Below are 15410 nucleotides of genomic sequence, written 5' to 3'. Positions count from 1 at the left end.
ACAGGAATAAAGAGATACACAAATGCAAAGCAGTGCATTTAATTAATGCAATCACTTATTCGCTGGAGAGCTTCTTTTAAAAGACTTCTTGGGCAACCAAAATTCAGACGCATGTAGCCTGCAAAACCAAAATCTTTACCATCGGAGAGTCCAACTCCGGCGGCTTCTAGCTCTTTTGCGGGATTCGCTAAACCACTCTGACGGAAATCTAGCCAAGCGAGGTAAGTCGCAGATACTTTTTGCATGCTGATTTTATCGCTGTGTTTTTCAACGAATTCCATGATGATTTTGAGATTGCCACGCAGGTAGTCGAGTAACTCTAAGCGCCAAGCTTCGCCATCGCGATAAGCTGCCTCGCCGGCTACGAGACCGGAAATATTAGTTTCTGGAATTTTGCCACGGCATTCGCGAATAAATTTGCGACGAAGAGAATCATTGGGGATGTAAGCAATGGAACAGCCGAGACCAGCGATATTCCAAGTTTTACTCGGAGCCATTAAAGTGATGCTCTGTTGAGCAATTTCTGGAGATATGGTGGCGATGCTATGGTGTTTGATCTCGGTATCTAAAACGAGGTCACAATGAACTTCATCCGAACATAAAACGATATTGTTTTCGAGGCAAATTTTTGCAATATCCGCAAGTTCCTCTTTACTGAAGCAGATGCCCACAGGATTGTGAGGGTTGCAAAGGAGAAGAACTTTAGTCTTTTCATTAATAACAGAGCGAAGAAGATCCATGTTGGGACGATGAGTCTTTGGGTCGAGGGGAACTTCAACCGTCTTGGCTCCTGAGTTGCCTGGGGCATAGAGGAAAGGGGGATAAATAGGAGTGAACGTAATGACTTCATCGCCTGGCTGCGTGTAGGCACGGCAAACGGCATGCAAGGCACATACTAAACCGGGGAGCCAAAAGAGCTCTTGTGCTTTGGGCTCGATCTGGTGGTGTTCTTTCACATAATTTATAAAGGCTTGGGAGCAGCTTTCGGTGGCTTCTGAATAACCAAAAATACCGAATTGTGCCGATTCAATTAGGGCTTCACTAATGCAGGGAGGAGAAACAAAATCCATATCGGCAACCCAAAGAGGAATGATGTCAGTATTTTTATATTTATCCCATTTATAGGATCCGGTATTGTGGCGATTGGGAAGGTAATCAAAATTTGTCATGCATTGAACTCGGGTGTTTGTAAAGATGCTCAGGGTGTTTATTGTGAAAGAAAGTATACAAGCAGAGGTTTTGTTTTGCAATTTCATTTCTTAGGGACTTCGGCTGGAAGCCCCACAATAGAGCGCAATGTGACCGCTTTAGGTTTTATGCCTAGGGGGCGCAAAAATTGGTGGCTTTTTGACTGTGGAGAAGGAACTCAGCAAAGACTTCTCAGGTCGTCTTTGTCGCTCCCCAAGCTCAATAAAATTTTCATCACCCACATGCATGGCGATCACTGCTATGGGCTCTTTGGCTTGTTGACGAGCCGTGGCTTAATGAGTGGCGGTGAAGAAGCAGTACATATTTATGGGCCGAAGGGCATTAAAGAAATGATTCAAACAGTTCTCAAACTCTCTTATGTGAATTTGAGTGCACCGCTTACTTTTACCGAATTCGATGAAGCAGGGGAGTTATTCTCCGACGATGAATTTATTGTTTATAATGTCCGTCTTTCACATGATGTCCCTTCATGGGGTTATGTGGTGAAAGAAAAAGATCGACCCGGTTCCTTTGATTCAGCTAAGGCAATTAAGGATGGCATTAAGCCTGGCCCCATCTATTCAAAATTAAAGAATTCCGAGATGGTGACCTTAGATGATGGTCGAGAAGTCAATGGGATGGATTATGTGGGAGAGACACAGCCAGGGCGAGTTGCTTTAATTGGTGGCGATAATGATCGTCCACAATTATTTGGCGATTATTTAAAAGCTGCGGCAGTAATGATTCACGAAGCCACGCATACGGAAGAAGCGATGGCGGGCCTCAGCTTTAAAAGTCGGCATTCTACAGCCAAGCGCGTTGCGAAAATCGCAGAAGAAAATGCCGTAAAAAATCTTATCTTAACTCACTTTAGCCCCCGTTTCATCACTAAGCCCCGCAAAGGGATGAAATGTGTTAATGAAATAGAAGATGAAGCCAGTGAGTTTTTTCATAAAGATCTCCATATGGCGCGAGATTACGACGTCTATGAACTTGACCGCGATTCAAAGCTTCAATTGATTGATAGTCGTTACCGAGGCAATCATAAATCTTAGTTTTTTCATTATTAATGATGGAAGCTTATTGAAGGACTTAAGACATTTTTTTATAAAAACTTGCTTTGGGCATCCAATCTGTTTATTCTCAAGAGTACTTATTCAATAACTGACTTTAATAAACACAGGAGTTCATATGTTAAATAAGTTTTTTGTCGCCCTATCTTTATTGGCCACGACCTCGCCGGCAGTCATGTCTGCAGATAATGAAAAAACCCTGAAAGGCTCTAAGCCCAATATTATTTTGGTGATGACGGATGATCAAGGCTATGGTGATTTAGCCTGCCACGGCCACCCCTTTGTGAAGACGCCCAATTTAGATAAACTCTATACTCAAAGCACTCGTTTTACCGATTTTCATGCAAGTCCTACATGTGCTCCTACTCGTGCCGCTCTTATGTCTGGCAATGCTCCATTTAAAAATGGTATTACCCACACGATACTTGAACGTGAGCGCATGACTTTAAAGACAACAACGGTAGCAGAAATGCTTAAAGAAGCAGGATATACAACAGGTATATTTGGTAAATGGCACCTCGGTGATGACGATGAGTACCAACCCGATAATCGTGGTTTTGATGAAGTCTTTATTCATGGCGCTGGTGGTATTGGTCAAAATTATCCTGGGACACAAGGTGCAGTTCCAGGAACAAGTTACTTTGACCCCTTCATTAAACACAATGGTCAAATTGTCAAAACCAAGGGTTACTGCACAGATGTTTTCTTTAAGCAGGCCTTAGGCTGGATGAAAGAGCAAAAAGAGAAGCCCTTTTTTGCTTACATCGCAACGAATGCCCCTCACGGACCTTTTATCGTGGCGGACAATTACAAAGAAATGTATGCAACGGACTGCAAAGTAGATAAGCAACGAGCTTTTTTTGGGATGATCACCAACATCGATGAAAATATGGGCTTGCTCATGGATAAGCTCGAGAAATGGGATTTAGCAGATAATACTGTATTGATTTATATGACTGATAATGGTAGTGCAGTCGGTTCAAGAATTTTTAATGCGGGTATGAAAGGCGGTAAAGGAAGTACGAATGAAGGCGGATCACGCGTACCTTTATTCATGCGTTTACCGGGTAAAATTAAGCCTGGAGTGGACGTGGATCGTATGGCTCGCCATTACGACATGGTTCCAACCCTTGTCGAGATGGCAGGGGGCAAATTTCCTGCTGGACGCGATGGACGTAGTTTAGTTCCACTCATTGAAGACCCAAAAACTGAGTGGAAAGATCGCAATACTTTTTTTCACGCAGGTCGTTGGAATAAAGCGGGTGCAGGGGACCGTTGGGGCAAAGGGGATACGACTCCAGAGGGTTCGAAGTATAAAAAATTTGCGGTTCGCAATGAAAAATGGCGCTTGGTAGGTAAGGCTCTGTATGATGTTGAGGCCGATCCAGGTGAGACTAAAGACCTAAGTTCTCAATATCCTGAAATTGCTGCTGAAATGTTGAAATCATTCGATGCTTGGTGGTTAGAAGTTCGTCCACTCATGGTGAATGAAGATGCACCATTAGATACTGGTAAGCCTTTTATTGAACTCTATAGAAAGCAAAAAGCTGCAGGTGGAATCCCCAATTGGAAGGAACCTTCCCTATAGAGTTCTGATTTTTGGGCACCATAAAATTTGGTGCTCAAATCATATTTTTAATCGTGTGAAAATTCTTTGAAGGCTAAATGTCTAAGTCCTCTTTAAGTCTTTGGATTTCTTCAATAAAGCGTAATTTCACTCGACTAATATATTTATAGACTGAATCGCGGGATACCGCAAGCGTGTTGGCGATCTCCGCCGCTTCAATAGCTTGTAGATGTAGCTTGAAAGCTTCAATGGCTTTTGCGGTGAAGTACTCTTCTAGTTTTCTCAATGCCGTATTGGTGATAAAAACTTCCCATTCTTTCTGGGCAATTTGCTCAATTTCGGGGGCTTTTATCGACTGCAGGTAATCCATTTCTTCTTTTTGTTGGAGTATATCCAACTTTTGAGTGAGGACTTGCTGCTTTTTAATAAAACTAATGACAGTGTTTTTGCTTACGGTACTGACCCAGGCGCGAAACTTGCCTTTCTCGGGGTCATGTTGATGTTGCGGAAGGTTCTTCCATAGCTTTAAACTGATTTGCTGTAAAATATCATCAGCATCGTCAGCCTTTATATTCATTGATCGAATGATAACATAAATATATGACTTATAAAACTCCATAAATTCTTGCCACGCATCAGCATCATTAGGGTTTTTGATACGATCCAGAAGGGTATGGCGAGTTCGATAGGTCTTTGGCATGAGAGTAGCTATTCCAGTACTTGGTTGAGATTTAGCTTAACGACTTTTGAGAACAATTCAATTGTGAGCTTTGCTTGTGTCATTTCATTTATACAAGTAAACTACTCAGCATGAATCCTAAACTCGAAAAGAATGTCAATTCACTAGATGAAAACTTGAGCGCATTTTTTAATGCGAATCTTGATGATGTTTCTGAGCAAGAATTATCCTTAGCCTTTCCCATACAGCACGACTTAAAACAAGATTGTTCTCGCTATGTCGATGAAGAATTTTTAGCTCAAGGGGGGATGAAAAGCATTTACCGAGTACGGGATTTATGGACAGGACGATGGGTGGCGAAAGCGACATTATCAAAAGTCGCTAATTCCGCTGAAATTGAATGCTTCCTCAGAGAGGCGCGTTTAACATCTAGCCTTCAACACCCCAATATTATTCCCATTTATGATATTGGCCTAGACAAAAGTGGTCAACCTTTCTTTATCATGGAATTGTTGATGGGCGAAACTCTAGGCGCGATCATCAAAGGCCTTTCTTCAGGAAATGAAAGTTATAGAAAGAAGTATACTTCTGCAGTCTTGATCGATGTGTTTTCAAAAATATGTGACGCGGTGGCATACGCGCACTCTCAGCATGTAGTCCACCTCGATATTAAACCAGACAATATTCATATTAATGATTATGGCCAAGTCCATTTATGTGATTGGGGTTTGAGTAAAATTATTGATTCTGATTTAGAGGCAGAATTCACTGAAAATGCTTGGCCTCTAGACTTAGACCCAGATTTGTTGAATACCATGACGCTGAATGGAGAGTTAAAGGGGACGCCGGGTTTTATGGCGCCAGAGCAGTTGGAGACCAAAGGCAAAAAAGATGAGCGTACAGATGTTTTTTCTTTGGGAGCACTACTTTATTCAATCTTAGATTATAAAAGTCCTTTTGGGACTGGAGATTTGACTGAATTGATTGATCGAACCCGCAGGGGAGATTTTTTCGAATTTGATATGGAGCCAGTAGAAAGTTTAGCCGCCATTAGTCGTAAGGCTTTAAATAATGAATCAAATCAGCGCTATCAAGATGTCAGAAGCCTCAGAGAAGATTTAAATAAATATACCCAAGGTTTTGCGACAAGCGCAGAGAATGCCAGTTTTTATAAGCAGATGATTTTGCTTTTTAAGCGCAATCGTTTGATCTTGGGAGCCGCACTCATATTTGTTTTGAGTTTCACGGTTTTCTTTTTGATTTCTTTTAAGAAAATCAAAGTAGAACGCGAGCTTGCACTAGAAGCTGAAACTTCAGCACTTCACCAGCAAGCGGTGGCAGAAGAAACTTTGAGACTCTACAAAAATGAACAAGACTTGACTCAAAAACAGAATAGAGATCTCGTACAACTCTTAGAAGAACTCGCTCAAAGTAATGATCTTTCAAAACCGCGAGAAAGCTTAGTGGTCTTAAGCCAAGCCCTTGAGTGGGAATTAGAGCCTAAGACAAAAAAACAAATTCATTTTAAGTTAGCAATACTTCATTTCATTTTGCAAGAATTTAATCAAGCAGAGAGATTTTTACGAAAAGCGCCTTCGTCCAGAGAGGTGCGTCAGTTATTAAAGGTGTGCTCCGAGTATGGGGCCCTTAAAGAAGAGCCTGAGATTTTATCGGATGCCGAACTTGCTGAGGTCATTAATTATTTGTCTCATACTCAACGCTTAATTATTCCTTCCCTGTATTTTGAACATATGAGACGTCGGAAGCCCTTGGAACGTAACCCAGAACAGTACTGGCCATTGGCAAAAGCGATGTTGATGATGAGTAATAATTATTGGAATACGGCGCCCTTGGAACGCCAATTAGTACCCTATAAAAATGGTTTTTCTTTAGATTTATCTCATACGCGATACAGAATGTTTCGAAGCCGTATGGGTGATAGTTCGCTTAATGTTTTGCAGGGGCTCCAATTGAAGAAGTTGAATTTAAGCCACACGCCGTTTTTTGAGTTTTGGCAGATTGCCGGCCTCAAATTAGAAGAAATTAATTTAAGTGGCTGTTGGGTGCGAGAAATTGATCTTGGAAATATAAAAGCTTTACAAAACATGAAGCTCAAAAAAATTATTATAGATGAATCTCTCTATAGCAAAGAATCAATGGATGTACTGAAAGAGTCGTTCGAAGTGATTCATCAAGTTCAATGAGCTGAGCATATGAAAAAAGGGAGAGGCAAAATGCCTCTCCCTTTTTGGTCATGATAAATGCTTGGATTCACCTTAGAGTGAAGCCTCGAAAGCTTGTTGAATATCGGCAATAATATCGTCGATATGCTCAAGGCCCACCGAAATACGTACAAGACCAGGGCTGATGCCAACGGCCATGCGATCTTCTTCACTCAATTTTGAGTGAGTTGTTGAAGCCGGGTGAGTCGCAATCGTGCGAGTATCACCAAGGTTGGCAGTGAAGGAACACATTTTCAATGCATTGAGGAATTTACGGCCGCGGTCAACGCCACCTTTAATTTCGAAGGTCACAATTCCACCACCTAAACCCATTTGCTTCTTGGCGAGCTCATGTTGTGGGTGAGAAGGCAAGAAGGGGTACTTGGCAAATTCAGTATGATCACTGCTTTCTAAAAATTGAGCAAGCTCAAGGGCATTTGAGCAATGACGCTCCATGCGTACAGCAAGAGTCTCGAGACTCTTGGACAAGATCCACGAATTCATAGGAGAAAGTGATGGGCCGCTATGGCGAGCAAAGAAGCGCAATTCTTGAATGACTTCTTTTGATCCTAAGATAGCACCTGCAATTGTGCGACCTTGGCCATCGATGAATTTTGTTGCGGAGTGCGCAACGATATCAGCGCCAAAATCAGCAGGGCGTTGGAGGTAAGGAGTCGCAAAGCAATTATCAACTGCGAAGAGAACATTATGTTTTTTCGCGAGTCCACCTAACCACTCCAAGTCAATGAGGTCGAGAGCTGGGTTGGAAGGAGTCTCAATAAAAATCATCTTGGTGTTTTCTTGAATGGAAGCTTCCCAGTTTTCCGCGGAATCCATGATATCAACATAAGTATGCGTGATGCCCCAGCGTGGTAAAATCTGTGTAAGGATTTGGTGAGTGGAACCAAAGAGTGAGCGCGAAGCAACAATATGGTCACCAGATTTACAGAGACCCGCGAGGGTAACGAACATCGCCGCCATACCTGATGCAGTAGCTAGGCCATCTTCACAATTTTCCATTTGGCAGAGCTTATCAATGAACTCGTTATTATTGGGATTAGAAAAACGAGTGTAAATATTTCCCGGGATTTCATCGGCGAATAACGCACGAGCTTGTTCGGCATCGTCAAAAGTAAAGCTCGAAGTCATGTAGATGGGAGCCGAGTGTTCGCGGTGTGGAGAGCGTTCGCATTGGGTGCGAATCGCATTTGTTTCAAATTTTTTATCAGACATATTAAGTTCCAAATGATTTTAAAAGTGCGCTATAATACACGATAAATCCATGAGGGCAAAGTTAAGTCTTTCGACTATATATTTAAATTGTTAAGCAATGCTCAACTTACTGCAAGCAAAGTTCTTCATAATTGCGATCATATTAGAAGTCGCTTAGCCACGATGTGTTTTGCTGTTTCACAAGCTAATTAGAGTATGTAGAGAGGATTTGAGCAACAATATAATGCACAAGAGTAAGTAGATCACACAATTAAGTAAGTGACTATTAATCATGTTTTTATAAAAAATAATCGATGGATTTCAAGATTGATTTTCTATAGGGGGGCTTAAGTTTCTTTACTTTTTATCGTCCTCTTTCTTGAATATTACTTTTTATGGATTTTATTTAAAGCTATTACGTTAAAAGTATTTTTCACAAAAAAGATAACAATATCGTAATTAATAAAATTCTGGCGAATTTAGAGAAGGGTTTTTTAACTATTTATAAAAACAAGTTAAGGAATTCAGAATGAGTATTAAAAGTTTAGGTAACCCATTTGATGGGGACAAAAGTCTAACACACACCGTAAACTGCAAATGTGAATCATGTTGTGCTGAGAAGTCTTCTATGGTGCCGTTAACAGACAAAGAGAGAACCATCGCGCTTGAGAAACAAGCGGAAAGTATGGAAACGGTAAGTTCCAAAGATTTTAATAAAAGTACTACTGATGAAGGTCTCAAAAGTTCAGATGATTACTTTGATCGTGCTATAGAGAGTGCACTGATTCGAGGCATCTTTGGTCATAACGATGCTAGTAGACGAAGTTTTTTGAAGTTAGTGGGTACGGGGACATTCGCATCGGTATTATCTACTATGTTCCCCATGAATGACCTCAAGGCTCAAGCAAAAGAATCTATTGGGAAGCTGGAAAAGAAGAAATTAAAAATTGGTTTTGTGCCTATTACTTGTGCGACTCCTATTATCATGGCAAAGCCCATGGGATTCTATGATAAATACGGACTAGATGTTGATGTGATAAAAACAGCTGGGTGGGCTGTGGCAAGGGATAAGTCTTTAAATGGCGAATATGATGCCTCTCACATGCTCACACCAATGCCTTTAGCAATGACCATGGGGGCAGGATCTATTGCTGAACCTTATATAATGCCAACGGTTGAGAATATAAATGGACAAGCAATTGTCTTACATACCAAGCATAAAAATAAGCGAAACCCCAAAGATTGGAAAGGCTTTAAGTTTGGTGTTCCGTTTGATTACTCTATGCACAATTTATTACTTAGGTACTACGTAGCAGAGCATGGCTTAGATCCTGACAAAGATATACAAATACGTGTTGTTCCACCACCCGAAATGGTCGCAAATCTTCGTGCGGGTAATTTAGATGGTTATTTATCTCCAGACCCTTTTAATCAGCGTGCTGTTTATGAAAAAGTAGGTTTCCTTCACATGCTTACAAAAGATATTTGGGAAGGACACCCATGTTGTGCATTTGCGTGCCCATTAAAATTTGCTCAAGAAATGCCCAATACATTTGGAGCATTATTTCGATCTATTATTGACGCTACAGAGTTTTCTGCTAAAGCTGAAAATAGAGCAGACATTGCGAAAGCTATATCCCCTAAAAATTATCTCAATCAACCAGAAGTTGTCGTTAGGCAGGTCCTAACAGGTCGTTATGTAGATGGTTTAGAGAGAAAAGTATTCAATGAACCAGACAGGATTGATTTCGACCCATTCCCGTGGCACTCAATGGCAATTTGGATTTTAACTCAAATGAAGCGTTGGGGCTATGTTAAAGGTGATGTTGACTATAAAGCTATTGCCGAGCAGGTATACATTGCAACTGACACGGCAAAAGTCATGAAAGAATTAGGTTTTGAACCACCTAAGACAACATACAAAAAACATACAATAATGGGTAAAGAGTTTGATTACGCTAAGCCAGAAGAATACATCAATAGCTTCTCGATAAAAAGGTAAAATCTTGAGCTCCTTAAATATTAAGGCGGCCTTCCTCTCAATAGTAATATTGTTTGTAGGGCTCGCTCTTTGGGAAGTTTTCAATCAAGCACCTAAAGCGACTGAAGAACTCGATGAGTTTGCATTGTTAATGGGCGGTGAAGACAAGGAGGCCAGAGTGCCTCCTCCTTCAAAAGTTTTCAAACATGCATACAAAGAATTGAGCGATCCATTTTATGATGCAGGACCCAACGATAAGGGTATAGGTATTCAACTTTTTTACTCACTCGTTAGAGTTTTGATTGGTTTTGGCGCTGCCGCAGCAATAGCCATACCCTTAGGATTTGTAATTGGGATGTCTGAGTTGATGTATAAAGCTCTAAACCCCTTCATTCAAATACTCAAACCAATCTCGCCACTTGCGTGGATGCCCTTGGCATTATTTATCATAAAAGATTCAGAAAAATCAGCAGTTTTTGTAATTTTTATATGTTCAATTTGGCCAATGTTACTCAATACAGCTTTCGGTGTATCTAATGTAAGAAAAGACTGGATAAAAGTCGCTCAAACTCACGAGCTCAGTAAGTTAAAAACGGCTTTCTGTGTCATCCTTCCTGCGTCGGCGCCAACCATCTTTACTGGCATGCGAATTTCGATTGGGATCGCATGGTTAGTGATTGTTGCAGCAGAAATGCTCGTTGGGGGTACAGGTATTGGCTATTACGTTTGGAATGAATGGAATAACCTTGACCTAAATAGTGTGATTTTTTCAATTATAATGATAGGCCTTGTGGGGATGACTTTGGATTTAATCTTGAATGCATTATCTCGGCTCGTGGTCTATGAGGAATAAATTATGAAGAGCTTTCTGACCTTAGAATGTTTGAGCAAAAAGTTTCCAGGTAAAAAGACAGATTCTGATTATGTAGTTTTTGATGATATTAGCTACACAATAGAGAAAGGCGAGTTTGTTTGTATTATTGGCCATTCTGGGTGTGGTAAGTCGACGATTCTCAATGTTTTAGCTGGACTAGATAAGCCTACGACAGGTTACATTTCAATGGAGGGTAAAGAAGTAGTAGGTTCTAGTTTAGATAGGGGCGTTGTATTTCAAAATTACAGTCTTTTACCTTGGCTGACAGCCTTAAAGAATGTGACCTTTGGAGTGAAAGCTCGTTTTCCTAATAAAAGTAAAGCGGAAGTCGAAGAACATAGCTTAAAATATCTGCAAATGGTGGGTTTGGGTGAAAATGTCAATAAAAAGCCATCTGAACTTTCAGGGGGGATGCGTCAGCGAGTTAGTATTGCCAGAGCATTTGCTACTCATCCAAAACTACTTTTACTTGATGAACCTTTTGGAGCTTTAGATGCTTTGACACGGGGGAATATTCAAGACGAACTCATCAAAATTTGGAATGAAACGAAACAGACTGTTTTCATGATCACCCATGATGTAGATGAAGCAATTTTACTTGCCGATAAAATTATATTAATGTCAAATGGACCAGGTGCCTGTATAGCCGAAGAAGTTCTTGTCAATATCCCTAGGCCTAGGGAAAGAGGTAAAGTAATAGATGACCCTGGCTATTACAAAATCCGCAAACATTTAATCAAATTTCTAGTGGAGCGGTCTTCAGATTTCACCGGTGATAAAGTTCGGAAGAGTCCTATAACCGTTGACCCAACTCAAGATAATTAAATTAACTACAAGGAGAATAAAATTAAAACATTAAACACTGAACAATTATTAAAACCAAAATCAAAACTAAATAATTAATAAAATTAAAAACTGGAGAAAGTAATATGGATAAATCAATAATGACCGAAAAAATAATCGCAGCTAAGGAAAGCAAGGAGCTAACATGGGAGGCTATAGCCAGTGAAGTTGGTGTGGCACCAGTTTATTTAGCCTCAGTATGCTTAGGTATGAATAGTATAGTTCCTGAAAAAGCCACAATACTTAGCGATTTTTTAGGATTAGATGACGAAGTTACAAAGGCTTTGTCTGAATTCCCTCCTAAGATATGGGATCAGACTGTTGCAACAGATCCATTAATTTACCGCTTTTATGAGATCGCGGGAGTGTATGGTGAAAGTGTAAGACAGGTTGTTCAAGAAGAGTTTGGTGATGGAATTATGAGTGCCATTGACTTTAAACTTGACATTGAAAGAGAAGAAGACCCCAAAGGCGATAGAGTAAAAATAATCCTAAATGGAAAATTCTTGCCTTACAAAGCATGGTAAAAATTCGGGTAATTACGACCATTAATAAATTCAAAAAAGAGTTCTAATGATGAATGAATCAAAACCTCCATTTCCACCATTTAACGAAGAAGCTCCAGTAGCGAAAGTACGTATGGCAGAAAATGCTTGGAATACTAAACAAGCAGCAAGTATTGCAATGGCATATACCAAAGATAGCATGTGGAGAAATAGATCCGAATTTATTAATGGTCGAGACGAAATAGTTGCATTTCTAGAAAAGAAATGGCAAACTGAGTTACAGTACAGGTTGATTAAAGAGATTTGGGCCTACTCAGAAAATAGAATAGCAGTAAGATTCGCCTATGAATGGCATGATATCAATAAACAATGGTTCAGATCATATGGCAATGAAAACTGGGAGTTTGATAGCAATGGTCAAATGAAAACTAGGTTTGCCAGTATAAATGATCTGGTCATTAGTGAGTCCGAACGTAAGTTTTTTTGGGAATTAGGGCCAAGACCCATTGATCATCCCAGTTTATCAGATTTAGGCCTTTAGTTTAAAGGTAATGTAAGTTTTATAGTAATGATTGTAATATAATGGGCCTAGAGTTTAGGTGCTATATTAGTAATAATCCTTAGTTACCAAGCTTCTTGTAGATATAATAATCATATTCTGGACATTCTTCATGCTGAATAATAGTCCAGGTATTTGGATCAATTTCGGGGAAATAAATACAGCCTTCATATTCACCTTTAATGACACTTATATATAGGGTGTCAGCAAAAGGCATCGCTAGCTTATAAACTTCGGCGCCACCAGTGACAAAAATATCATCATCACCACAAGCTTTTATGGCCTCTTCTATATTAGAGAAGTAATTGTCACCAGTTTGGCTTGTAGACAAGATAAAGACTTTCTCTTCCTGTAGATCTTTGCCGGACAATTCAAAAGTTTTACGACCGACAATAATGGGATGCCCTTTTACCGTGGCTAAATAGCGCTGATACTCTTCTTTTATATTCCAAGGCAAACCTTGGCCAGTGCCGATAAGGCGATTTTTATCCATGGCGCTAATGATAGATAGCATGATGACTCTTCCCTTTTAGTTAGATTTTGAATATATTTTAGAGCTCAGGATAATCAAATCTATAGTGAAATGAGCTTAGCTTGAGAGAAACTAAGTAGGACTAGCGAAACTTAAGTAAAAAAATGAAAAACTTCTAATCTCCCTAAGTTATTGCTAATCAACAAAAGGCTCTAAGTAGGCTTGTTGCTGACGCTGTAAAATCAAGAAAAAGTTAAGAAAAGATTCAAAAGCGGTTTGCGGAAAAAAGAACTGGGGATAACCTAAGGGCCTCGTCAGAAACGACGGGGACAAAACGAAGCCGAAAGCGCGCTTTACGAGCAAGAAAAAGAAGATGTTTGATAGTTGAATTATATGATAGTAACGGGCTCCTAAATCATTTATGATTTAAGAGTTAATTTTTTCGAGAGAAAACTCAATAGAAATATTTTAAGTAATTAAGTCGGATACAAACACAATCAATTGATTGGAGAGTTTGATCCTGGCTCAGAATGAATGCTGGCGGCATGGATTAGGCATGCAAGTTGAACGAGAAATTCACTTCGGTGAATGGAAAGTGGCGAAAGGGTGAGTAACGCGTGAATAATCTGCCCCTAAGTTTGGAACAACAGTTGGAAACGACTGCTAAAACCGGATGTGAATATAAGATCGCATGATCTAATATTTAAAGGTTACGCTTAGGGATGAGTTCGCGTGCCATTATGCTAGTTGGTAAGGTAAAAGCTTACCAAGGCTATGACGGCTAGGTGGTCTGAGAGGACGATCACCCACACTGGGACTGAGACACTGCCCAGACTCCTGCGGGAGGCTGCAGTCGAGAATCTTCCGCAATGCGCGAAAGCGTGACGGAGCAATGCCGCGTGATCGAAGACGGCCTTCGGGTTGTAAAGATCTGTCAGGGGGGAAAAACGATGATGGTACCCCCAGAGGAAGCCACGGCTAACTACGTGCCAGCAGCCGCGGTAATACGTAGGTGGCGAGCATTATTCGGAATTACTGGGCGTAAAGGGTCCGCAGGTGGTTTACTAAGTCAGATGTGAAATTTCAGTGCTTAACACTGAACCTGCATTTGAAACTGGTAGACTAGAGTATGTGAGAGGTAAGCGGAATTTGTGGTGTAGCGGTGGAATGCGTAGATATCACAAGGAAGACCAAAGGCGAAGGCAGCTTACTGGCACAATACTGACACTCATGGACGAAGGCTAAGGTAGCGAAAAGGATTAGATACCCTTGTAGTCTTAGCAGTAAACGTTGTACACTCGATGTTGGTCTGGTTAGTCGGATCAGTGTCTAAGCTAACGCGATAAGTGTACCGCCTGGGAAGTACGGTCGCAAGACTAAAACTCAAAGGAATTGACGGGGGCCCGCACAAGCGGTGGAGCATGTGGCTTAATTCGAGGCAACGCGAAGAACCTTACCCGGGTTTGACATTGAGCGACGTTCGGTGAAAGTCGAATTCCCTTCGGGGCGCAAAAACAGGTGCTGCATGGCTGTCGTCAGCTCGTGCTGTGAAGTGTTCGGTTAAGTCCGGCAACGAGCGCAACCCATATCCTTACTTGCTAACAGGTAATGCTGAGAACCTTAAGGAGACTGCCCGTGTTAAGCGGGAGGAAGGTGTGGACGACGTCAAGTCAGTATGGCCCTTACACCCGGGGCTGCACACGTGCTACAATGGCCGGTACAAAGGGCAGCGACCTAGTGATAGGAAGCGAATCCCCAAAACCGGTCTCAGTACGGATTGGAGTCTGCAACTCGACTCCATGAAGATGGAATCGCTAGTAAATGGGCATCAGCTACGGCTCATTGAATACGTTCCCGGGCCTTGTACACACCGCCCGTCACATCATGGGAGCTGAGTTCACCCGAAGTCGTTGCGCCAACCTGCTTGCAGGAGGCAGACGCCGAAGGTGGGCTTAGTGACTGGGATGAAGTCGTAACAAGGTAGCCGTTGGGGAACCAGCGGCTGGATCACCTCCTTTTTAAGGAATGAAAAAGACTAACCTCGACTCAAGATTTACTTCTTGATTAGAGTACTTTTTTACAAGACTTATTACCCCGTTACTATCGTATAATTCAAATATCAAGCGGCGAGAACGCCACTTCGATATAAGATCTTTGAAAGGAAGAAAACAATAGAATGAAAGAGTCAAAGTATAATTGAGGTCTTTTAATTATTTATAATTGAAAGAACAAAC

At 41.0% G+C, this 15410-nt stretch carries 12 protein-coding genes and 1 rRNA gene; 9 read left to right on the top strand and 4 right to left on the bottom strand.

What is annotated here, in order from left to right:
• Nucleotides 1–38: 38 nt before the first annotated feature.
• Nucleotides 39–1169, bottom strand: a complete 1131-nt coding sequence (locus tag PQO01_RS01985; RefSeq protein ID WP_274312365.1) for a MalY/PatB family protein — start codon at nucleotides 1167–1169, stop codon at nucleotides 39–41.
• Nucleotides 1170–1244: 75 nt separating this feature from the next.
• On the opposite strand from PQO01_RS01985, the gene PQO01_RS01980 reads away from it, so the two are divergent.
• Nucleotides 1245–2243, top strand: a complete 999-nt coding sequence (locus PQO01_RS01980) for a ribonuclease Z (protein ID WP_274312364.1) — start codon at nucleotides 1245–1247, stop codon at nucleotides 2241–2243.
• A gap of 136 nt (nucleotides 2244–2379) precedes the next feature.
• Nucleotides 2380–3849 (top strand): arylsulfatase, encoded by a 1470-nt coding sequence (locus PQO01_RS01975; protein ID WP_274312363.1) that lies wholly within the window; start codon nucleotides 2380–2382, stop codon nucleotides 3847–3849.
• A gap of 73 nt (nucleotides 3850–3922) precedes the next feature.
• Here PQO01_RS01975 and PQO01_RS01970 read toward each other — a convergent pair whose 3' ends face one another.
• A complete protein-coding gene (locus PQO01_RS01970) occupies nucleotides 3923–4528 on the bottom strand; it encodes an RNA polymerase sigma factor (RefSeq protein WP_274312362.1) in 606 nt (201 codons plus the stop codon).
• Nucleotides 4529–4638: 110 nt separating this feature from the next.
• Here PQO01_RS01970 and PQO01_RS01965 point away from each other — a divergent pair, with 110 nt between their 5' ends.
• On the top strand, nucleotides 4639–6711 hold the full coding sequence (locus PQO01_RS01965) for a serine/threonine protein kinase (protein WP_274312361.1): 2073 nt from the start codon (nucleotides 4639–4641) through the stop codon (nucleotides 6709–6711).
• A 72-nt stretch (nucleotides 6712–6783) separates the two neighbouring features.
• Here the strand turns inward: PQO01_RS01965 and PQO01_RS01960 are convergent, their stop codons facing one another.
• A complete protein-coding gene (locus tag PQO01_RS01960) occupies nucleotides 6784–7962 on the bottom strand; it encodes a trans-sulfuration enzyme family protein (RefSeq protein ID WP_274312360.1) in 1179 nt (392 codons plus the stop codon).
• 508 nt (nucleotides 7963–8470) lie between these two features.
• Between PQO01_RS01960 and PQO01_RS01955 the strand changes: the two genes are divergently transcribed.
• The 5 genes from PQO01_RS01955 (at nucleotide 8471) to PQO01_RS01935 (ending at nucleotide 12686) form a co-directional block, all read left to right on the top strand.
• On the top strand, nucleotides 8471–9943 hold the full coding sequence (locus PQO01_RS01955) for a CmpA/NrtA family ABC transporter substrate-binding protein (protein ID WP_274312359.1): 1473 nt from the start codon (nucleotides 8471–8473) through the stop codon (nucleotides 9941–9943).
• 4 nt (nucleotides 9944–9947) lie between these two features.
• Entirely contained in the window at nucleotides 9948–10775 is an 828-nt protein-coding gene (gene ntrB, locus PQO01_RS01950) for a nitrate ABC transporter permease (RefSeq protein ID WP_274312358.1), read from the top strand.
• Nucleotides 10776–11621, top strand: a complete 846-nt coding sequence (locus tag PQO01_RS01945) for an ABC transporter ATP-binding protein (protein WP_420792907.1) — start codon at nucleotides 10776–10778, stop codon at nucleotides 11619–11621. It abuts the gene before it with no gap.
• Nucleotides 11622–11725: 104 nt separating this feature from the next.
• Nucleotides 11726–12166: a cyanase gene (cynS, locus tag PQO01_RS01940; protein ID WP_274312356.1), complete on the top strand. Its 441-nt coding sequence runs from the start codon at nucleotides 11726–11728 to the stop codon at nucleotides 12164–12166.
• Between the two features lie 46 nt (nucleotides 12167–12212).
• A complete protein-coding gene (locus PQO01_RS01935; protein WP_274312355.1) occupies nucleotides 12213–12686 on the top strand; it encodes a nuclear transport factor 2 family protein in 474 nt (157 codons plus the stop codon).
• Nucleotides 12687–12765: 79 nt separating this feature from the next.
• On the opposite strand, the gene PQO01_RS01930 is transcribed toward PQO01_RS01935, so the two are convergent.
• Complete coding sequence (locus PQO01_RS01930) at nucleotides 12766–13218, bottom strand: dihydrofolate reductase (protein ID WP_274312354.1); 453 nt, start codon at nucleotides 13216–13218, stop codon at nucleotides 12766–12768.
• Between the two features lie 460 nt (nucleotides 13219–13678).
• Between PQO01_RS01930 and PQO01_RS01925 the strand changes: the two genes are divergently transcribed.
• A 16S ribosomal RNA gene (locus PQO01_RS01925) occupies nucleotides 13679–15194 on the top strand.
• Nucleotides 15195–15410 lie beyond the last annotated feature (216 nt).

Source organism: Lentisphaera marina, assembly GCF_028745505.1.
In the GTDB taxonomy this organism is placed as follows: domain Bacteria; phylum Verrucomicrobiota; class Lentisphaeria; order Lentisphaerales; family Lentisphaeraceae; genus Lentisphaera; species Lentisphaera marina.
Note: the sequence above shows the minus strand (reverse complement) of the source record. Positions and strands in the feature narration are given on the sequence as shown.

Coding starts and splice junctions, on each gene's coding strand:
- PQO01_RS01955 (WP_274312359.1), top strand. CDS start 8,471: ATGAGTATTAAAAGTTTAGGTAACCCATTTGATGGGGACAAAAGTCTA.
- PQO01_RS01960 (WP_274312360.1), bottom strand. CDS start 7,962: ATGTCTGATAAAAAATTTGAAACAAATGCGATTCGCACCCAATGCGAA.
- PQO01_RS01935 (WP_274312355.1), top strand. CDS start 12,213: ATGATGAATGAATCAAAACCTCCATTTCCACCATTTAACGAAGAAGCT.
- PQO01_RS01965 (WP_274312361.1), top strand. CDS start 4,639: ATGAATCCTAAACTCGAAAAGAATGTCAATTCACTAGATGAAAACTTG.
- cynS (WP_274312356.1), top strand. CDS start 11,726: ATGGATAAATCAATAATGACCGAAAAAATAATCGCAGCTAAGGAAAGC.
- PQO01_RS01975 (WP_274312363.1), top strand. CDS start 2,380: ATGTTAAATAAGTTTTTTGTCGCCCTATCTTTATTGGCCACGACCTCG.
- PQO01_RS01985 (WP_274312365.1), bottom strand. CDS start 1,169: ATGACAAATTTTGATTACCTTCCCAATCGCCACAATACCGGATCCTAT.
- PQO01_RS01930 (WP_274312354.1), bottom strand. CDS start 13,218: ATGCTATCTATCATTAGCGCCATGGATAAAAATCGCCTTATCGGCACT.
- PQO01_RS01970 (WP_274312362.1), bottom strand. CDS start 4,528: ATGCCAAAGACCTATCGAACTCGCCATACCCTTCTGGATCGTATCAAA.